The organism is Brevibacterium daeguense (genome assembly GCF_021729135.1).
Classification (GTDB): Bacteria; Actinomycetota; Actinomycetes; order Actinomycetales; family Brevibacteriaceae; genus Brevibacterium; species Brevibacterium daeguense.
The window spans coordinates 39,249-59,530 of sequence record NZ_JAJTWW010000005.1 but is presented as its reverse complement, the minus strand read 5'-3'; the positions used below and the strand labels follow the sequence as shown (position 1 = coordinate 59,530).

Annotated in this window: 20 protein-coding genes; 18 read left to right on the top strand and 2 right to left on the bottom strand. The window is 64.1% G+C overall.

The genetic code is table 11. The features are described from left to right. Both LXN01_RS06975 and LXN01_RS06970 read right to left on the bottom strand, forming a co-directional pair. On the bottom strand, nucleotides 1–407 hold a 407-nt coding region (locus LXN01_RS06975), incomplete at its 3' end, for a class I SAM-dependent methyltransferase (protein WP_236863905.1). A gap of 61 nt (nucleotides 408–468) precedes the next feature. Further along, a complete protein-coding gene (locus LXN01_RS06970; RefSeq protein ID WP_101590153.1) occupies nucleotides 469–1,242 on the bottom strand; it encodes a ZIP family metal transporter in 774 nt (257 codons plus the stop codon). A 332-nt stretch (nucleotides 1,243–1,574) separates the two neighbouring features. On the opposite strand from LXN01_RS06970, the gene LXN01_RS06965 reads away from it, so the two are divergent. The 18 genes from LXN01_RS06965 (at nucleotide 1,575) to LXN01_RS06880 (ending at nucleotide 20,102) form a co-directional block, all read left to right on the top strand. After that, on the top strand, nucleotides 1,575–2,807 hold the full coding sequence (locus LXN01_RS06965; RefSeq protein ID WP_236863904.1) for a cytochrome P450: 1,233 nt from the start codon (nucleotides 1,575–1,577) through the stop codon (nucleotides 2,805–2,807). 82 nt (nucleotides 2,808–2,889) lie between these two features. Next, complete coding sequence (locus LXN01_RS06960) at nucleotides 2,890–3,609, top strand: VIT1/CCC1 transporter family protein (RefSeq protein ID WP_236863903.1); 720 nt, start codon at nucleotides 2,890–2,892, stop codon at nucleotides 3,607–3,609. 195 nt (nucleotides 3,610–3,804) lie between these two features. Then, on the top strand, nucleotides 3,805–4,044 hold the full coding sequence (locus tag LXN01_RS06955; protein WP_007633811.1) for a heavy-metal-associated domain-containing protein: 240 nt from the start codon (nucleotides 3,805–3,807) through the stop codon (nucleotides 4,042–4,044). Nucleotides 4,045–4,250: 206 nt separating this feature from the next. Next, complete coding sequence (locus LXN01_RS06950) at nucleotides 4,251–6,173, top strand: heavy metal translocating P-type ATPase (RefSeq protein WP_236863902.1); 1,923 nt, start codon at nucleotides 4,251–4,253, stop codon at nucleotides 6,171–6,173. A 315-nt stretch (nucleotides 6,174–6,488) separates the two neighbouring features. Next, the gene (locus tag LXN01_RS06945) at nucleotides 6,489–8,924 is read left to right on the top strand and encodes a nitric-oxide reductase large subunit (protein WP_425547656.1); all 2,436 of its coding nucleotides are present in this window, start codon (nucleotides 6,489–6,491) and stop codon (nucleotides 8,922–8,924) included. Further along, a complete protein-coding gene (locus LXN01_RS06940; RefSeq protein ID WP_236863900.1) occupies nucleotides 8,921–9,622 on the top strand; it encodes a hypothetical protein in 702 nt (233 codons plus the stop codon). Before LXN01_RS06945 ends, LXN01_RS06940 begins: the two co-directional genes overlap by 4 nt. Next, nucleotides 9,615–10,478: a slipin family protein gene (locus LXN01_RS06935; RefSeq protein WP_236863899.1), complete on the top strand. Its 864-nt coding sequence runs from the start codon at nucleotides 9,615–9,617 to the stop codon at nucleotides 10,476–10,478. The genes LXN01_RS06940 and LXN01_RS06935 overlap by 8 nt, the downstream gene beginning before the upstream one ends. After that, on the top strand, nucleotides 10,475–10,825 hold the full coding sequence (locus tag LXN01_RS06930) for a hypothetical protein (protein WP_236863898.1): 351 nt from the start codon (nucleotides 10,475–10,477) through the stop codon (nucleotides 10,823–10,825). Before LXN01_RS06935 ends, LXN01_RS06930 begins: the two co-directional genes overlap by 4 nt. Continuing rightward, nucleotides 10,822–11,274, top strand: coding sequence for a hypothetical protein (locus LXN01_RS06925; RefSeq protein WP_236863897.1), 453 nt, complete (start codon nucleotides 10,822–10,824; stop codon nucleotides 11,272–11,274). The genes LXN01_RS06930 and LXN01_RS06925 overlap by 4 nt, the downstream gene beginning before the upstream one ends. Next, the gene (locus LXN01_RS06920) at nucleotides 11,271–11,507 is read left to right on the top strand and encodes a hypothetical protein (protein WP_236863896.1); all 237 of its coding nucleotides are present in this window, start codon (nucleotides 11,271–11,273) and stop codon (nucleotides 11,505–11,507) included. Before LXN01_RS06925 ends, LXN01_RS06920 begins: the two co-directional genes overlap by 4 nt. A 149-nt stretch (nucleotides 11,508–11,656) precedes the next feature. After that, a complete protein-coding gene (locus LXN01_RS06915) occupies nucleotides 11,657–11,815 on the top strand; it encodes a hypothetical protein (protein WP_236863895.1) in 159 nt (52 codons plus the stop codon). 196 nt (nucleotides 11,816–12,011) lie between these two features. Beyond that, nucleotides 12,012–12,614 (top strand): recombinase family protein, encoded by a 603-nt coding sequence (locus tag LXN01_RS06910; RefSeq protein ID WP_236863894.1) that lies wholly within the window; start codon nucleotides 12,012–12,014, stop codon nucleotides 12,612–12,614. A 1-nt stretch (nucleotide 12,615) separates the two neighbouring features. Next, the gene (locus tag LXN01_RS06905; RefSeq protein ID WP_236863893.1) at nucleotides 12,616–13,998 is read left to right on the top strand and encodes a TnsB C-terminal domain-containing protein; all 1,383 of its coding nucleotides are present in this window, start codon (nucleotides 12,616–12,618) and stop codon (nucleotides 13,996–13,998) included. Then, on the top strand, nucleotides 13,998–14,807 hold the full coding sequence (locus LXN01_RS06900; protein WP_188551922.1) for an AAA family ATPase: 810 nt from the start codon (nucleotides 13,998–14,000) through the stop codon (nucleotides 14,805–14,807). Before LXN01_RS06905 ends, LXN01_RS06900 begins: the two co-directional genes overlap by 1 nt. A 439-nt stretch (nucleotides 14,808–15,246) precedes the next feature. Continuing rightward, the gene (locus LXN01_RS06895; RefSeq protein ID WP_236863892.1) at nucleotides 15,247–15,843 is read left to right on the top strand and encodes a PilN family protein; all 597 of its coding nucleotides are present in this window, start codon (nucleotides 15,247–15,249) and stop codon (nucleotides 15,841–15,843) included. Nucleotides 15,844–16,183: 340 nt separating this feature from the next. Continuing rightward, nucleotides 16,184–17,875, top strand: coding sequence for a class I adenylate-forming enzyme family protein (locus tag LXN01_RS06890; RefSeq protein ID WP_236863891.1), 1,692 nt, complete (start codon nucleotides 16,184–16,186; stop codon nucleotides 17,873–17,875). Between the two features lie 75 nt (nucleotides 17,876–17,950). After that, nucleotides 17,951–18,649, top strand: a complete 699-nt coding sequence (locus LXN01_RS06885) for a TetR/AcrR family transcriptional regulator (protein WP_236863890.1) — start codon at nucleotides 17,951–17,953, stop codon at nucleotides 18,647–18,649. A gap of 7 nt (nucleotides 18,650–18,656) precedes the next feature. Continuing rightward, nucleotides 18,657–20,102, top strand: coding sequence for an aldehyde dehydrogenase (locus LXN01_RS06880; RefSeq protein ID WP_236863889.1), 1,446 nt, complete (start codon nucleotides 18,657–18,659; stop codon nucleotides 20,100–20,102). Nucleotides 20,103–20,282 lie beyond the last annotated feature (180 nt).

The window sequence follows — 20,282 nt, the reverse complement described above, 5'->3', positions numbered from 1 at the left end:
GAGAGGAGGAGTGAGCCGTCGTCGTCCAGAACACTGCGCAGGGTCGCCAGTGCTGGCGGGAGCTGGTCGGGATCGAGGTGGATGAGGGAGTACCACGCCAGGATCCCGGACCAGCGCTCGGCGGACCCGACGAGGTCGGCGAGTGAGCCGTGCCGGAACGGCACGGCGGGATGTGCGCGGCGGGCGAGTTCGACGAACTGGTCGAGTCCTTCGACGTCGTACCCGAGGGCAGCGAGGTGACCGGTCCAGCGTCCGGTGCCTGCGCCGACGTCGAGGATCCGGCCGGAGACCGTCTCAGCCCAGGGCTCGACCACGCTGCGGCCGGGGTCTCGGGGGGAGACCACGGTGCCGAGCATGCCGGCCAGTCCGGCCGCCTTGGTGCGGTACGCCTGGGTGACCTCATCCATCCGTGCCTCCGTGAAGTGAGCGGGTCCAGCGGTGTGAGCGCAACAGTCGCAGCAACCCCGATCACATGAGCATCATGAGGATGAGGAAGAGCAGGAAGCCGGCGGCTGCCATGGCGATAGTGCCCGTGCTTTCCTTGATCTCGTAGGCCTCCACGAGCAGCTCGGCGACTGCGGTGAACAACAGGGCGGCGGCACCGAAGGCCAGGCCGGCGATCAGCAGCGGGGCGGAGACTCCGGCGAAGAGGAGGGCACCGAGTACGGCGCCGATTGGCATCATGACCGCCACGAAGGCCCCCACTCCGATCGCGGTGCCGACCGAACCGCCCCCGGCTCGCGTGGATCCGGCCGTGGACGCGGCGACGAAGAGGAGCTCGATCGACAGCGCGATCGCGATGAGGAGGGCCGCGGCACCGCCGGCCGACAGTGCCACACCGATGATGGCACCGTCGATGAGGACGACGACCGCAAGAGCGATGGCCAAGCGCAGGTTCACGCCGGTGGCCCCCTTGGTCTGCACGCCACCGTGACCGTGGTCGTGCTCCTCGCCATGAGCGTGACTGTGGCCGAATCGGTTGAGGAGCGCGCGCAGCGCCAGCATGAATGCCGTACCCAGCACAAAGCCGATGATCAGTGGCCAGCCTGCACCGAGGTGGAGCGCCTCCGGAAGCAGGTCGAGTGTGGCCGCAGCGATGATCAGGCCGGCGGCGAAGTGCTGGACGTAGCTGGTGAGTGTGGAGGTCTGGCTACGCGTCGCGAGAGCCGCGATCACCGCGCCCACAAGACCCGCCACCAATCCGATGGTGCCGAGTCCGAGCGCTTGCCCGAGCAATTCCATTGTTGTTTCCCTTTCACAATGTTGCAGACGTTTGAGTGAGCCGGGTTGCCTCGGCCCTTCCACCCCTGAACTTATGCCATGTCGGAAACGTCGTAATTGATCTGGATCAAGAGTCCGCAGAAGTGCCACCGCCCATGCATCAGAGCAGAGGCGAGCAAAGGCGCTGCGTGTCAGACGCTTCGGGGCCGCTGCTGCGGCACCGCCCGCGATGCCGACATCGGCTTGGGCAAAGTCCACGCGTTCGGTGACGGTGACAGGACAACCTGCCGACACACACCGGGGTACGCGCAGCCCCGCTCCCGAAGTTTCCGGCTCCGGGGCAGGATGGATGCATGACCGATCACATGCCGACCGACGAGGTCACCCCCGGCACCCGCCTGAGTCCCGGCGCCGTGGCGCCACCGAAGGCGATCAAGGATCCTCTCCCCGATTGGAATCCGCGGGGTCCGCGGGTTCGTCGCGATCCCGTTTCCGCCTACGACGAGATGCGATCGCGATGTCCCGTCGCGCGCGGGGCGAGTGGTGCCTGGACGCTGTTTTCGCATGCTGATGTCACTGCTGCCGCCCTGGATCATCAAGTTTTCTCCAACGCGGTGTCCCGCCACCTCCAGGTGCCCAACGGCTTCGACGAGGCCACGCACACGGAGTTCCGAGCTCTCGTGGATCGCTACTTCACTCGGAAACGGATGACAGCCTTGGAGCCTGCGGTGCAGCGAGTCGCGGCCGAACTCGTCTCGCAATTCGACGTTCCCGGGCCCATCGACGCAGTCGAGGTCGGCGCTCGCTTTGCGGTGCGCGCGCAAAGCGCCTGGCTCGGGTGGCCCCTCGACCTCGAGGGCGAGCTCCTGCAGTGGATGGCGGACAACCATGCAGCCACTCGCTCACGAGATGGGGCGCGCACCGCGGAAGTCGCCCAGCGCTTCGATGCCATCATCCGGTCCCTCATCGACGCTCGCCGCGAGGCTGGTGACGCCGCACCCGACGATGTCACCACCGAGCTCCTCCGCGACCGTGTCAACGGCCGCGAGCTGACCGACGAAGAGATCGTCTCGATCCTGCGCAACTGGACGGGTGGCGACCTGGGGTCGATCGCCCTCTGCACGGGCGTGATTCTGACCTACCTCGCCGACCACTCGCACGTGCAAGCCCGACTGCGCTCCGGAGTGTCCGATCGGGAGTTCAACGCGATCCTCGATGAGATCCTGCGAATTGATGATCCCTTCGTGGCGAACCGACGCATCACCACCGAGCCCGTCACGGTCGGCGGCCGTGAGCTCGCCGCCGGCGAACGAGTCTTCCTCAACTGGGCATCCGCCAATCGGGATCCGCAGATGTTCGGTGACCCGGACGCATTCGATCCCCTTGGTAATGCGCCCTACAACCTCGTGTACGGTATCGGGAAACACGTCTGTCCTGGTCGCCCGCTCGCGACCCTCGAACTGCGGGCACTGACCCGGGCCGTCCTCGAGACGACGGTCACGATCGAACCCAATCCGGACAGGCGCCGACAGCGCGCGCTGCCGCCCGTCGGTGGCTTTGCCGCCGCTCCGCTGCGCCTGCGGTGACGACACAACCGGCCGTGGCCATCATGGCCAGGATGAGGACGTGGGGTTGGAAGCTGACCGACATTGGGAGGAGGATCGTCGAATGACTGTCCCGCCTGAGTCCGGGCACAGCGGTGAACCGCACGCACCAAGCCACCACGCCAAACTCAACGCACTGCGCGCCGGAGTGCTCGGCGCCAACGATGGCATCGTCTCCGTTGCCGCCTTGTTGCTGGGAGTGATCGCCAGCGGCGCCGGTGACACTGCGGTCTTCGTCGCCGGGTTGGCCTCGACCGTTGCCGGTGCGGTCTCGATGGCGTTGGGTGAGTACGTTTCCGTCTCCGCCCAGCGGGACACCGAGAAGGTCTTGATCAACAAGGAGCGCGCCGAGCTCGCCGATGATCCGCAGGCCGAACACGCCGAGCTGTCCGGCATCCTCCAGGGGTATGGCATCACCAGGGACACCGCTGATAAGGCTGCTACCGAGATCGGTGCCAGCGACCCCCTGGCCGCTCACCTGCAACTTGAGCTCGGCCTCGATGCGGAGGACTTGACGAACCCGATCACGGCGGCGCTGTCGTCGGCGGTGGCATTCGTGCTCGGAGCCCTGCTGCCCATGATCTCGGTCTTCTTCGCCCCCTCGGGGACTGACGCCGTTGTGGTCACAGTCGTGACTCTCATCGTTCTGGCCCTGACCGGTCACATCTCCGCGAGACTGTCGGGCACTTCACCGCTCAGGTCGAGCCTGCGCCTGGTCATCGGCGGCGCTCTCGGACTGGCGCTGACATACGTTGTCGGATCCCTATTCGGGCTTGCTGTTTGACACTCCCCAGGTCGCTTCCTTCGCCGTGCATCCAGTCTCTGGTCCTGGAAATTGCCGTGCATCACCAGGGCCTGGCCGCCGCAACGGAGATTCTCCGTGGTTCTTGATCCACGTCAAGGGAAGTTCGCTCGGTTCTGCGTAACTTAAGAGATGTCCAAGGAACCAGAACCGAAACGAAAGGAGACGAGCAGCCCAATGACTGCCTCGGCCCCCACCCTGAAGACCACCACCCTCCGCTCGGACGAGTTCTCCTGCCCGTCGTGCATCCAGAAGATCGAGACCAAGCTGACCGGGCTCGACGGCGTCGAGTCGGCCGAGGTGAAATTCTCCTCCGGCCGGATCATCGCCCAGCACGACCCGCAGAAGGTCTCGGTGCGTGACCTGGTGGAGGCTGTTGCGGAAGTCGGCTACACCGCCAAACCATCCGCCATCTGACATACATCATCTGACCGGCCTACTGCTTCAGAGCCAGTGACCCGCTGACGCTTCCGGTGTCGGCGGGTCGCGCTCTGTATCCGCAGTTGTCTGGAGCTGAGTCGGATAAAGCCATGAAGACTTGATCCGTGTCAAGGCGCGAGGAGTCGCCCGACCGTAGCTTGGAAGTGATCCCGAAAGGACCGCTTTCAACGGAAGGAAGAACCATGAAGACCTGGAAGACCTGGGGCGTGGTCGCCGCCTCGGGCGTGCTGATCGTCCTTGCCCTCCTCACCGGCTGGGACGTCCTCATGATCGCGGCAGCCGTCGTCGCCGGCTGGCCGATCGCCGTCTCCGCGTGGCAGGCGCTGCGCATCAAGAGGATCTCCATCGACCTGCTGGTCGTGGTGGCCGCCGTCGGTGCCCTGTTCATCCACAACTACTGGGAGTCGGCCGCCGTCACCTTCCTCTTCGCGCTCGGCAAGGCGCTGGAGAAGGCCACCCTGAACCGGACCCGCAAGGCACTGTCCGACCTGGTCGAGGCGGCCCCGGAGACCGCCACCGTGCTGCGCGACGGTGAGCCGGAAACCGTCGAGATCTGGGAGCTCGTCCCCGGCGAAGTGGTGCTGGTGAAGAACGGTGAGCAGGTGCCCGTCGACGGTCGGGTCATCACCGGCAACGGGGGAGTCGACGAGGCCACCATCACCGGCGAATCCGTGCCGGCCGAGAAGTCCCAGGGCTCCGAGGTCTACGCCGGCACCTGGCTGCGTTCCGGCGTGCTGCGCGTCGAAGCCGTGGGGATCGGCTCCGACTCGACACTGGCGAAGATCATCCACCGAGTGGAGGACGCCCAGGACGACAAGGCCAAGACCCAGACCTTCATGGAGCGGTTCTCCAAGTACTACACCCCCGGCGTCATGCTCGCCGCGCTCGCTGTCGGCCTGCTGTCCTGGAACGTCGAACTCGCGCTGACCCTGCTCGTCATCGGCTGCCCCGGCGCGCTGGTCATCTCCATCCCGGTGTCGATCGTGGCCGGCATCGGCCGCTCGGCCAAGGACGGCGTCCTCATCAAGGGCGGCGAATACCTGGAGACCTCCGCGAAGGTCGACACCATCGTCGTCGACAAGACCGGGACGCTGACCAACGGCCGTCCCGAGCTGACCGACGTCGACGTCCTCGACGACTCCTACACCGCCGAGGAGGTCCTCACCTTGGCCGCCCGCGCGGAGACCGCCTCGGAGCACCCGCTCGCCGAGGCGATCATCCAGGGAGCCCAGGGGCGGGGCCTGCGAGTCGACCACGTTGAGCACGCCGAGCCGGTCGCCGGCAAGGGCATCCGCGCTCAGGTGGACGGCCGCACCGTAGCCGTCGGCTCTGCCGACCTGCTCGGCTCCGCTGGAGACGCAGCCTCCGACACCGCCGCGGACTCCGTGTCCGAGCTTGGCGCCGGCCGCGACCGGATCCTGGAGCTCAACGAACAGGGCAAGACCGCGATGTTCGTGGGAGTCGACGGCAGAGCGATCGGAATCGTGGCCGTGGCGGACACCATCCGCGCCGACGCGCCCGAGGCCATCAAGGCCCTCCACGGCCGAGGAGTCAAGGTCATCATGGCGACCGGCGACGCCGAACGCGTTGCGCGCAACGTCGCCGCCGACCTCGGCGTCGACGAGGTCCGCGCCGAGCTCATGCCCGAGGACAAGCTCATCATCGTCAAGGAGCTGCAGTCACAGGGCCACACCGTGGCGATGGTCGGCGACGGGGTCAACGACACCCCCGCCCTGGCGCAGGCCGACATCGGCGTGGCGATGGGAGCCGCCGGCTCACCGGCCGCGATCGAGACCGCCGACATCGCGCTCATGGCCGACCGGCTGCCGCGCCTGCCCCACGCGCTCGGCCTGGCACGGCGGACGGTGCGCACCATGCGAGTCAACATCGCCATCGCCCTGCTCACGGTCGCGCTCCTGCTGGCCGGCGTCCTCTTCGGAGGCGTGACGATGTCGCTGGGCATGCTGGTCCACGAGGCGTCGGTGCTGCTGGTCATCGCCATCGCGATGCTCCTGCTGCGCCCGACCCTGAGAGGCGAGAAGAACCGGGATGCCAAGCGTCGGCAGATCATCGACAGCGCGAAGGAGCAGAAGGCCGTGGCCTGAACCAGCCGCCTCGGCTGCTCGGACTACCCAGAGCACGGCCGAGGCGACCGCCCGCGACCACCCTCTGAACATGCCCCGCCGGAGCTCTCCAGGTCTCACCCGGCGGGGCAGTTCGCCGTCCGACGAACACAGGACGCGTGGCGAGTTAAAGACCATCCTCCTGGAACGTCACTAGGGCATCATGCTGCATTCACGACAACTCGCGTTGCATTAAACCAAAGTTAACGTTCCCTGTTGACCCCATAAAAGCTCCCTGGATAGTGTCTGAGAGATTGACGGTCGGCGCGACGCCGGGCCGGGGCTCGACAGTAGAGGATGAGGCCAGTGAGTCTAGGTGAGAAGAGCGCGCAACGGCAGTCGAAGTCGGAGATCGCGATCTCCAAAGGGTGGGTGCAGGGCGTTGCGCTGGTGCTCATCTTCGGGTTCTTCGTGATGGGGGTTCTCGCGTATCGGACTTACACCCATTCGATGCCGCTGCCCGAGCAGGTGGTCAGCGAGCAAGGGGATGTGGTCTACACCGGCGAGGAGATCACCAGTGGCCAGAATGTCTTCCTGACCCGCGGGATCCAGCAGTACGGGTCGGTCGTCGGTCACGGTGCCTACCTCGGTCCGGACTATACGGCCGAGTACCTCCGCCTGAGCAGCGAGCACATCAACGATTCGCTGGAGCAGCAGAACGTGCAGGAGCCGGCGGCTGCCACCGCCGAGATGCAGCGCACCAACAGGTATGACGAGGAGACCGGCATCCTCGTGCTCACTGCTGAGCAGATCAGCGCCTTCGAGGAGCTGAAGCAGTACTACGGCGACTTCTTCGGTGAGCCGAGCACCGCGAACGGCCTGATCCCCAACGCGATCACCGATCCGCAGGACATCCACGACCTGACCGCCTTCTACGCCTGGACGGCGTGGGCAAGTGCCGCGGAGCGACCCGGACTGGACTACTCCTACACGAACAACTGGCCGGCCGAGCCCCGGGTCGACAATCACCCCACCGCGGACATCCTCGTATGGTCGGGGATCTCGCTGGTCGCTCTGCTGGCCGGCTTGGGCATCCTGTTCGCCGTCTACGGACGATGGAGCTCCAATCTGGGCTGGAAGGGCAATGACACCTCCAGCCTGAGGTTCCTTCAGCCCGGAGCGGTGGGGATCACCAAGGCCCAGCGATCCACCGCGTGGTTCTTCCTCGTGGTCGCCCTGCTGTTCCTGATCCAGGCCACAGTGGGAGCGTCCGTCGAGCACTACCGGGTGGAGATCCAGGGCTTCTTCGGCTTCGATCTCGCGCAGATCTTCCCGTTCAACCTCGCACGCACTTGGCACGTGCAACTCTCGCTGCTGTGGACCGCGGCCGCATTCCTCGCTGCCGCGATCTTCCTCGCCCCGATTATCGCCGGCCGCGAGCCGCGCGGGCAGCACCTGCTGTCGTACGGCCTGCTGGGCGCGCTTGCGCTTGTGGTCGTCGGCATGTTCGGCGGCACCGCGATCAGCATCTACGGTCCGGACTGGGCCGACGGCTCCCCGCTCTTCTCACAGCAGTGGGAGTACCTGGACCTGCCCCGCGTCTTCCAGGTGCTCCTGGTGGTCGGGCTGTTCCTGTGGTTCCTCATCATCGTCCGCGCCATTCGCTCGCGGCTGCGCACCGAGTCGAAGTTCAACATGCCGTGGCTGTTCGTCTATGCGGCGCTGGCGATCCCTGCGTTCTACGGCGTGGGTCTGCTGGCGACGAACGAGACGCACCTGACTGTCGCCGAGTTCTGGCGGTTCTGGGTGGTGCACCTGTGGGTCGAGGACTTCCTCGAGCTGTTCACCACGGTGATGGTGGCCTACCTCTTCGTGATGCTGGGTGTCGTGCGTCGCAAGATCGCGATCCAGATCATCTTCCTCGACGTCATCCTCTACTCGGCAGGTGGAGTCATCGGCACCATGCACCACCTGTACTTCTCGGGCACCCCGGTCGAGCACATGGCGCTCGGCGCAGTCTTCTCCGCCCTGGAGGTGATCCCGCTGACCTTCCTGACCATCGAGGCCTGGACGTTCCTGCAGCTGGGAGCGCGCCAAGAATCGCGCACCAGCGCACCATTCCCGCACCGCTGGGCGGTGATGTTCCTGGTCGCCGTCGGCTTCTGGAACTTCCTGGGCGCGGGAGTCTTCGGCTTCCTCGTGAACCTGCCCATCGTCTCCTACTACCAGATCGGCACCTCACTGACCGCGAACCACGCGCACGGCTCCATGATGGGCGTGTACGGGATGATGGCCGTCGGCCTGGCGCTGTTCGCGCTTCGATATATCATTCCACCGCAGAGGTGGCCCGAGAAGCTGGCCAGGCTGTCCTTCTGGTCGCTGAACATCGGGCTCGCGTGGATGATGTTCGCAACCTTGCTGCCGCTCGGCGTGCTGCAGCTGTGGGCTTCCGTCAACCAGGGCTACTTCGAAGCTCGCACACTGGGCTACCTCACCCAACCGGGAAATGCGGCCCTGGAGTGGATGCGCATGCCCGGCGACGTGCTGTTCCTCATCGGAGGCATCCTCCCGTTCGTGTACATCACCTGGCTGGGAGTGCGGCACGGCGTGAAGGCAACAGTCACCCGGATGGAACCGGAGACCCTGTTCGTCGAGGAGCACCCGGAAGCTCGTGAGGACCGCACCGGAGACGCTGATGCGCCCGCAGCAGGCTCCGCGACCGCTGCGGACACAGCGTCCAGCAGGTACGCCTCGGACCGGCGACAGGATGACGGGGAGGGGACAACATCATGAGCGCCATCGAGCTCACCGCATGGCTCTTCGGCGGCTACGCGGTGGCCCTCCTGCTGATCGCCTACTGCATCGACCTGCTCGCCAAGCGTGCTCACACCGCCAACGAAGGACTGCAGAACCGGGGATTCGTGTATCACGACGACCACGATGCCTGGCTGTGCCCTGAGGACCAGTGGCTGTGGCCGCAGTCGTTCGACCCCGAGAACCGGGTGATGCGGTATCGCGGCAGCCCCACGGTCTGCAACTCCTGTCCGGTCAAGGACAGCTGCACCTCCTCCGACGACGGTCGTGAGCTGGGCCGGATTGTCGATGCCTGGCCGGCGTCGGAATCCGCCCGGTTCCACCGCGGGATCGCGTGTGCCGTGTCCGTGCTCGCCGTAGTGTTCCCGGTGGTCGCCCTGTTCACGGTCGAGAACTGGACCAGCCAGGTGATGCTGCTGGTGGCTACCCTCGCGATCGCGGTCGCCGGGCTTCCGCTGTGGTCTCATCTGCGGCACACTCCCGTCGATCCGGAGGGCGTGCTGTTCAAATCGCTGGATGAGAACCTCGAGGACCGAGAACTGGCGATCGAGACCATCGAGCGCCGCCGCACCAGCTATGCCTCCGACCGGCGGCCTGCCGCGGACGTTGGTGTTCCCCTGGTGCTCGGGCAGACCCGATACGCCTCCGAACGAAGGGAAGCCGACGAGAATGCCTAGCCAAGTGATCATCGCGATCGTGGTGGTCGTCCTCCTGCTCGCACTGCTCATCGCCTCGCTGAAGGTGGTGCGCGAATACGAGCGGCTGGTCGTCTTCCGCCTCGGCCGTCTGCGCGGACCGCTCGGACCGGGCCTCGTGCTCATGCTGCCGTTCCTGGACCGCTCGGTGCGGGTCGACCAGCGTGTGGTCACGTTGACAATCCCGCCGCAGGAGGTCATCACCCGCGACAACGTCACCGCCCGCGTGAATGCCGTGGTGATGTTCAAAGTGGCCGACCCCGTGCGCTCGGTGATGGCGGTGGAGAATCACGCGGTTGCCACCTCCCAGTTCGCCCAGACCACCCTCCGGTCCGTGGTGGGGCGCGCCGACCTGGACACCCTCCTGGCCCACCGGGCAGATCTCAACGAGGACCTCTATCGATCGATCGCCCAGCAGGCCGTGCCATGGGGCGTGGATGTCGCCGTCGTCGAGATCAAGGACGTGGAGATCCCTGAGATGATGCAACGGGCGATGGCCCGCCAAGCCGAGGCCGAGCGTGAGCGCCGGGCCAAGGTGATCAGCGCCCACGGTGAGCTCGAGGCATCGGAGGAGCTGCGCGACGCGGCGAAGACACTCAGTGAGGCACCTGCATCCTTGCAGCTGCGCTACCTGCAGACCCTGCTCGAGCTCGGCGCCGATCAGAACTCCACCGTGGTCTTCCCGTTGCCGATGGACATCATCGGGCCCTTGATGGGTGCCTTGGATCAGTTCGCACCCGGCAACGGCGGTCGCCGTGAGCCCGAACCCACCGGGACCTCAACCGAGTCGCACGGTCTGGCCGTTGTCGACGACTCCGCAGAAGGGCGATCACGATGAAGGACACTGAACCCGCTCACGGACCGGGACCCGGCTCCGCGGCCGACACCGATCTCGTCTACGACGACACTCCCGCACCTCCCGGTCGACGGGTGCGTCTGGAACCCACCCCTCCCGGCTTCTGGCGGTTGCTGCTCGGCAGTGTCCTGGCGCTGCTCGCACCCTTCTTCGGCATCCTCATCGGCAGCACCCTGGGCGCTCCCGACAGCGACAGCAGGATGGATCCTCTGTACTGGGGCTTCTTCATCGGCGGGCTCATCGGCGTCCTGGGTCTGGTCGCAGCAAGCCTCGGCGGCAGGGCACTGATCCGACACTCGCGGGCGAGGAACCGGGAGGACGAGCCATGAGCAGCCCCCACACGCAGCTGCCGGCGGTGACCGCGCAGGCTTCGCATCTCGTCGATCCGACGCTCGTACCCCACCGCTTCCGGTCGAACAGGGCCGCGGACCGGTTGATGCGCCGGATCCTCGGGGTCCGGAGCCTCGACCTGAGATCCGGCGAGGGGGCCCACCGAACCTTCCGGATCTCGGTCGTCATCTCGGCTCTCCGATGCCTCATCACGTACGTCGCGATCCCGGTCCTCGTCCCGATCCTGAGCCTGGCCGGCTGGGTCGCCGCTCCTGTCGGCATCGCGCTATGTGCGATCGCAGCGATCAACGGCGTGATCAGCCTGCGACGCTTCTGGCGCGCCGATCACTCGCACCGATGGACGTACACGGCATTCATCGGCGCAGTGTTCACAATCCTGACCGTCTCGACCATCACCGAACTCGGCAGACTGGGAGTGACACCATGAGCACCACGCACAACCCGAGAACGGCCGGCACCAGCCCCGATCCGAATCGGCCCGTGCCGCTGGCGCGCGGGGAGGATCCGACCGGTACCGCGACATCGGCGGACGACTGGACCCCCGTTGACGACTGGATACCCGACGACCGGCCACCCAGTGCGGCCGAGAACAACTTCACGAGCTTCGCCCTGTTCGGATTCCTCGTCCTCTTCGGGGTCGGCTGCTTCATCCTCTTCTGAACAACGCCGCACCGGCGAGAGGCGAGCCCTGTGCCACGAGCGGGCGTCTCACCGAACCACTTGTGCGGTGACTTCCACCGAATCAAGATCGTCAGCCACGCCCCGTCTGCAGACGGCCATCCATTCATACTGTTGCGCAAGAAGGAACCGTGGCATCGCGCCGATCGGCATTCCCAGCTTTCACAGCGACATCGGCGTCCCTGATGATGAGTCAGCCGTGGTTCGCGTTGGCTACGAACGCCGCGGACGTGACCTTCATCACCAACGGGCCGTGGAAAACGTTCGATCTGGTCGTCGGCATCACCTGAAGCCACCCAACGAAGTTGCGAAATGCCGCCACCCGAAGCGTCTTGGAAAACAACAGCTTTGTGAGACATCAAATCCGTGGTCCTATGAAGCATGCCTTCCGCGCCGTTGTGCTCTCGCGTTCGCCTCGGAAAGTCGTCTCACTGGAAACCGTCTCGGTGCCGTGCTTTCTAGGGGTTTGTGAGTCATGCTTGAGAGATGAGGTTGTTGGGATACACGCGGGTGAGCACCGCCGGTCAAGACGCGCAGTTGCAAGTGGACGCGCTGGTCGGTGCCGGAGTGCAGAAGCGAGATGTGTTCTCCGATGTGACCTCGGGCAGCAGGACCGCAGCGGAGCGTCCCGGCATGAAGCGCCTCCTCGACTACGCCCAGGACGGTGACACCGTGGTGGTGTGGCGGATCGACCGGCTCGGTCGGTCCCTGATCGATGTCCTCAACACCGTCAACCTGCTGCGCGAGCGAGGGGTGAAGATCCGGTCGATCTCGGACAGCATCGATCCGGAGACCTCGTCGGGCAGGATGATGCTCGGGATGCTCGCCACCCTGGCCGAGTACGAGCGCGAGCTGATCACCGAAAGAGTCAATGCCGGTATCGCCGCGGCGAAGCAGAACGGCACCCGTTTCGGTCGACCTCCGGTCGACCCGGACGTGATCGCGGAGAAACTCGTGATCGCCGAAGACGCTCGTGCGAAAGGACGGACCGCCGAAGCCGCCGCCCGCTTGGTCGGCTGGTCCCGCGCGACGCTCTATCGCCACCAGCAGGCCGCCCGCATTCGTGACGCGGTGTCCGAACAGGTGTGAGATGGACGGGCTGGACCGGTGGAGGATCCTTCGACTGCACGTCGAGGACGACATCCCGCTGACAGCCCTGGCCAGGGAGACCGGCACCGCCCTGCGCACCCTGGAACGCTGGCACCACCTCTACAAGTCCGGTGGTATCGCCGCCCTCGAACCACAGCGTCGGACAGACGCCGGCACCCGGCGTACACCGACCGAACTCGTCGCATTCGTCGAGCGCCTCGCGCTGACCCGCCCCCGTCCGAGCATCGCCGCGCTGCACCGGCTCACGGTCGCCGAAGCTGAACGCTTGGACCATCCAGCCCCGAGTTACGCGACAGTGCGCAACATCGTCGGCGCGCTGGATCCAGCGCTGGTGACACTCGCGCTGGACGGGCCGACTGCCTACCGCGATCGCCACGAACTCGTGTTCCGTCACCGCGCCGAGCGACCGAACGCGACCTGGCAGGCCGACCACACCGAACTCGACATCCTCATCACCGGCGCGAACAGCACACCGGAGCGGCCCTGGTTGACCACCGTGATCGACGACTACTCCCGCGCGATCTGCGGGTACATGGTCTTCACCGGCGCTCCCTCGGCGATGAACACGGCACTGGCGCTGCGGCAGGCGATCTGGCGCAAGGAAGAGCCCGCGTGGGCGATGTGCGGCATCCCCGATGTCCTCCACATCGACCACGGCAGCGACTTCACCAGCCACCATCTCGAATACACCGCCGCCGCCCTGAAGATCCGGATGATCTTCTCCACCATCGGCCGCCCGCAGGGCCGGGGGAAGATCGAACGCTTCTTCGGCACACTGAACACCGAGCTCCTCTCCACCCTGCCCGGCTACCTCGCAGCCGGGACGAAGCCGAAACCATCGCTGGATCTTGCTGCTCTTGATCAGGCGATCGGCGGGTTCATCACGGTATACAACGAGCGAACCCATCGAGAGATCGGGACGAGCCCGAAAACGGCCTGGATCGCAGACGGGTGGCTGCCGCGCATGCCCGAGACTCTCGACGAACTCGACGGACTGCTGCTGACGGTGCCCAAACATCGCACGGTCCAGCGCGACGGCATCCACTTCCAAGGCCAGCGCTACCTCTCACCGACCCTGGCGCCGTTCGTCGGCCACCCGGTCACGATCCGCTACGACCCGCGCGATGTCTCCGAGATCCGCGTCTACGACCACGACACCTTCGTCTGCGTCGCCATCGACGAAGCGCACCCGAACCAGCGGCTGAGCCTGCGCGAGATCGAGACCGCACGCCGGGCCCGCCGCCGGCAACTGCGCAAGGACCTCAACGACCGCATCCCCCGCATCGCCGACCGCGAGAAACCCCGCACCACCGCACCTGCCATCCGGCGGTCGAAGCTGCGCACCTACGAAGAGGATGAATGATGACCAAGGACTTCATCGTCACCAAGGAACACCGCCGCTTCATCGAATTCGCCACCGCCGTGCGCAAAGAACACACGATCGGCATCTGTCACGGCGACGCCGGAGTCGGCAAGACCCTATCGGCCCGCCGCTACGCCCACTGGGACACTCTGGAGCCCTTCATTACCGAATGGGGTCCCCGCACCGACGACGACGCAAAACACTACGCCGCCGCCAATCGCACCCGCACCGTGTTCTACACCCCGGAGGTCCTGCCTCGGCACAGACAACTCATGCGCGAGATCGAGCACTTCCAAATCAGGCTCGGGAGCTGCGTCGACGAACACCAGCGCAGTATCGGCAAAGTCACCGGCGCCCACGTTGGCGACATCACCAGGTGGGTCGAGCTGCTGATCATCGACGAGGCCGAGCGCCTGACCCCGACCGCGCTCGAACTGCTCCGCGATCACCACGACCGCCACCAGTTGGCGATCATCCTGATCGGCATGCCCGGCATTGACCAGCGCTTCCGTCACTACCCCCAGCTGTACTCCCGACTCGGGTTCTCACACCGCTACCGGGCACTGGGCCGCGAGGAACTGCTGTTCGTCCTCGACCGACACTGGAAACGCCTCGGGCGCACCCTCGACCCCGATGACTTCACCGACGCACAAGCCATCGCCGCGATCGAGCGCATCACGCGCGGCAACTTCCGGCTTCTCGAACGCCTCTTCCCTCAAATCACACGGGTGCTCAAAATCAACCAACTCGAGACCATCACCGACGACGTCATCGAAGCGGCCGCCAGCATCCTCGTCATCGGCAACTAACGCCACCAAGCGATCACAGAAAACCGCCAACTAGCGATCAGATCCACACAAAGGAAGAATCGGCGAAATCACGGTCGAGTGTGAAGTTCGGCGTTGCGCGTGCTCGAACGAGTTGAGGTTGTCTCATCTAACGAACGATTCCTGAGGGGGCTGGAATGCTGTTGAGCGGCGAGCGTTTCTGGCAGTGGGCGACGCGCGTCCTCGACGTGGATGGGGTACTCACCCACCGGTAGGCAATTGTGTTCTCGCGTGCCGATCTAACCGGAATAATTTAGTTCACTTGACATGTGTATGAGTGCACCTAGACTAATATGCATGCGGCCCATCAGTTTGACGATTCGGAGCCGCCCTACAAAGGCGTTGAATCATATTTTGTGCGACCAGGGGTCACTGGGGCGCAGTAAAGGCCTAGCACTTCAAAGAAAGGTGTCGACAAGCCATGGCAAAGCTAGACATTACAAAGCAAATTCATCGGATTGACGAATTTATCGCTAAACTCAGCGATCCGCTGCACCGGCAGATAATGGAGAATTACCGCCGTCACACCATCCTCGAGATCACGGGCAACACAGACGAGATCTTAATGGATGAGTTGACCGTTAGTGAGCCGGTTTACCTTATCGATATCGAAGGCAAGAGCTTAACCCTCAAAGGAAAGGCTGCTGTTGCGGACTTCTATAGTTCGCTTGAAGACAGCGAGGCCACAGTTATTGTGGTTGAGGGCCAGAAGCTTGCAGTGTCCGATTGGGGTTTCGCCTCACAGGCGGTCTATAAGACCTTCATGAAGGGCTCTGAGGTGCTCCCAAAGTATGGGGCTGATCCGGATAAATTGTACATTCGAGAGAAGTTGATCTCGGTTATCTGGCATTATACGAGTGACGTTAAGCTTCTTGGGGAGCATATCTTCGAACACAGCGAGTCCACGCGTATTACAGAAGTTCCAGAAGAAGAATTCATCACTCTTCAGGAAGCTCGGGAGAAGCTTCTTCCGCTTCTGAGACCGCTGCCAGCGTTTGAACCGACACCGGCGGTGTAGCCTCGTTCCCCTGTTGATCCTGAGAAGGTCGCGGTCAGCCTGACAGTGGGAGTCTCCGGTCCTACGCGCTTACCGATGAAGCCTGCTCTTGAAGGCTGTAATCGTTCGCGACCTTCATGAGCGTCAGCCCATAGCGCGCGGAATGAAGCGTCGTCTACGTCGTCCTTGCGTCGATGAGGAGGAGACGGCAACGCGCTGGGATCCGGAGGCAGAGGTTTCGGCAAGTCCCTCTGTCAAATCCTACCGCCGAGGGCTTGACGCTTCCCGATTTCGGTGCCGAACCGCTCTGTACATCAGTAGAAGAAAGCGATAATCAGTGCCTCAATACTTCCTCCCCGGCATGCCAAAGGCCCTGGGTTACCCACGAGCGGCCACCCCGGGAATTCTCATCTCGGCCGCTAGAACCTACCGCCATCGCACTGCAGTTGTCGACGGGGAGGAACAGCTCAGTTACCAGGAGCTGCACGATAATGCGAAGGCAACTGCGGCAACATTGAGGGCCGCAGGCATCGGTAGAGACAGCGTGGTGGGACTCCACCTACCGAACGGGCTCCACTTCCTTACTGCCTACTACGGTGCTTTGCTGACCGGGGCGGCGGTCACCCTCGTCAATCCTCTGCTCCCGAAGCGCTCACTGGTCCGCCAGCTGCGAGGCATTGGGGTGGACGCAGTGATCACACATCCGGCGCACATGTCCACGATCGTCGCCGCTGAAACGGAATTGGCGCTCTCGCTCGTCATCGTCGTCCCTGACTCGTGGGCAGCAAAGGCTGACGATGATCAATTGCGGCGAGCGGCTGAACTGACGAGGCGCGCTCCGTACAGGTCTTTGGCCGATGTCCTAGCAGAGCCGGCGCCGGACTTCATACCGACTGTCCCGGACGCGGACCAGGTTGCTCATTACGCATTCACCGGAGGAACCACGGGGGAGTCGAAGGCGGTACGCGTCCTCCACAAGAACCTCATCGCGAACATAACTCAGATGACTGCCTGGCGGCTGAACTCTATCGTCAAACGCAACGTCGACGGAGTCCTCTGCCTGGAACCCATCGAGCAACTCGGGCCGCCTTACGTGCAGTCCGGCAGGTCGTCGGCGCTCCAGGTGTCACCTCTGTTCCACGCGCAGGGACTGACCAACATGGGCATGTTCGTTCTCGGGGGCATCACAATCGTGCTCTCCGGGCGGTTCAGTCCGGAGTCCTTCGTTGAGCTGGCGAAGCGGTGGGGAGTGGTCTATTGCTCCGGAAATCCGCCGATGTATCTGGCGTTGGCCGCGCATTGTGCCAAGACTGGCGAAACGATGCCGAGTATCCGAATGGCAGTCTCCGGTGCCGCCCCGCTGGATTCGACAGCGGTCGACCGGATTGGGAAGGCGATGCCCAACGCCGTCATCGGTGAAGGCTATGGCTTGACGGAGGCGACGTGCATGGTGTGCTCGACCCCCTTTCAGCGAGGGAGTGATCCGAAGGTGGGTTCCGTAGGCGTACCGGTCCCGGACACCGAGGTTGAGATCCGCGCGCTCGATGGGAAAACCATCCTGCAAGACGGAGAAGAGGGCGAGCTCTGGGTGAGAGGCCCGCAGGTCACTGACGGCTACAGCAACGCCGCGGAGCAGACAGCCGCCCAGTTCGTCGACGGCTGGTTGTGTACCGGGGATATTGCCTCGAGAAGTCCCGACGGATACGTCCGGATCCACGACCGGGCCAAGGACATGCTCATCTACAAGGGCTACAACGTCTACCCCCGAGAGCTTGAAGGCATTGCCGCAGCCCATCCCGGTGTTGCACAGGTCGCGGTCGTCGGTCGCGCATTCGGCGATGCCGGTGAGGTCCCGGTTGCATTCGTAGTCCTCCGTGCAGGTGCGGCGCTCTCGTCAGATGCCCTCATCGATTGGGTCGCTGATCAGGTCCTGCCCTATCAGAAAATCCGAGAAGTGCACTTTGTTGATGAGTTGCCGACCTCAGCGGCTGGAAAAATCCTCAAAACAGACCTCCGCAGTAGGCTCGATGACCAGGGCCTGACCTTGTGCTGACGGATCACTTCGACGCGGGGCAGGCGACGACCGATGCGGCCTGTGGCACGAGTGACTGCGAAAGGTGAATGGCAGATGAAGGCGAATGGCGAGAGTGCTCGTGAGAAATTGATCGTCGCAGGGAGACGACTCTTCGCTGAAAAAGGAATTGACGCTGTCAGCCTGCGGGAGATTGTGCGCGAAGCCAATGTTAAGCATGCGACTGCGATTCAGTATCACTTCGGTGATCGAGATGGCCTCATCGCTGCGATATCGGATGAGAGGGCTGCCCACGTCAATACACGCCGAGAGGCTATGCTCGACAGCCTCGAAGCGGATCTTGGTGCGGCCGATGTCCGAGATATTGCTGCGGCCCTCGTCCGACCCCTTGCAAGCGAACTCGAAACCACCGAAGGAAGGTATTTCCTCCGGATCTACGCTCAGCGAATCCAGCGATTTCCGCAGCGTTTTCCCAGCGTTGGACCGGGCTACATGCGATGGCGGCGGCATGCGGAGAGTTTCCTCGCGCCAGGCGCTGCTGGCCTGCATCCCCGCTACTCTGCCATCGCATTCCCCGCGGTCGAGTTAGCACGACGGGCAGCCGAACCCCAAGACGACGACAACCGACTCTTCGTCAGTCGATTGATCGACGTGGTCGCAGCGATCATCGCAGCTCCGCTATCCGATGAAACGAAGCGCCTCTGTCCTGAGGCGAACTCTGGACCTCGTTCGCGACGAACCGAACGCCACTCGCCCGACGCCTTGTATTCGGAGTCCGGCGATCCCACCCGATAGGACCAACATGAACACAGAATTGAACAACCGTTCGCGCCTTTTCATTGGCGGCGAGTGGACCGAACCGCACACCGATACGAAGATCGAGGTTACAGAGGCGTCGACCGAGCTCGTAATCGGATGCGCGCCTTTGGCGCATTGCGCCGACATCGATGCGGCTGTGGGAGCCGCTCGAGCGGCGCTGGCCGGCCCGTGGAAAAGGCTGACTCCGACACACCGGGCTGATCTGCTCGACAGGTTTGCAGCCGCCCTGACTGCTCGTGCTGAATCGACTGCAGAACTGGTGAGCCGAGAGAACGGGATGCCGATTTCTCTCTCATCCACCGTCAACGGCTATGGGGCCGCTCGGATGCTCTCGTATTACGCCGATTTGATCCGTGACAGCGAGGTCGGCGAAGTCCGTCGGGCCTCGCGCGGGGGACGAACCATTGTCCGCCGCGAGCCGGTAGGCGTCGTCGCGGCGATCACTCCGTGGAATTACCCACACCCGCTCGCTGGAATGAAGATCGCTCCGGCACTGGCTGCAGGCTGCACGGTAGTCCTCAAGCCGGCTCCGGAGACCGCGCTAGATGCCTTCATTTTCGCCGATGCCGCGCTCGAGGCGGGACTACCGCCGGGTGTCCTCAACGTACTTCCTGCCGATCGTGAAGAGTCCGCCTATCTGGTCCAGCATCCCGGAGTGGACAAGGTTGCCTTTACCGGGTCGACCCGGGCTGGCCGTGAGATCGGGGAGGTGTGCGGTCGCCTGCTCCGCCCGGTCACCCTTGAGCTCGGAGGGAAGTCTGCTGCCATCGTCGCGGAGGATGCGGATCTCGACGCATTCGCCCGCAACCTGCTGGGTGTGTCGCTGGCGAACAATGGGCAGACCTGCCACGCGAGCACGCGGATTCTGGCTCCGCGGTCGCGCTACGACCAGGTGGTGGAAGCAGTGACCGAAACCGTTCGCAGCTACAAGCTCGGCGACCCCCTGGACCCGAATACCCAGATTGGTCCGCTGGTGAATGCGGGCGCCCAATCTCGGGTACTCACTTTTATCGAATCCGGACTCTCAGCGGGGTATTCGGCGACTACGGGCGGTGGAACCCCTAACGACCTCCCTGCCGGGTGGTTTGTTGAGCCTACTGTGTTCGTTGGTGTCGACAACTCCGCAGAGATCGCGCAGGAGGAGATTTTCGGTCCAGTTCTTACTATCACGCCTTATGCGGATACCGAGGACGCCATCCAGATCGCCAACGACTCGAAATATGGCCTTGGGGGTACGGTCTGGACGGCTGATGAGGACTACGGTCGCGAAGTCGCCCAACGCATCGAGACCGGGAGCATAGGCGTAAACCACTACGCGCTCGACGTCACAGCGCCCTTCGGTGGCGTCAAGGCCTCAGGACTCGGACGCGAGCTCGGTCCTGAGGGAATCGAACCCTATTTCAACAGGAAGTCGATTTTCTTCGCTTGATCAGGACTGCAAGGGAGACTGTCGGGCGAGTGGCGTTCGGTTCGTCGCGAACGAGGTCCAGAGTTCGCCTCAGAACAGAGGCGCTTCGTTTCATCGGATAGCGGAGCCCGTCGTGCTAACTCGACCGCGGTGAATGCGATGGCAGAGTAGCGGGGATGCAGGCCAGCAGCGCCTGGCGCG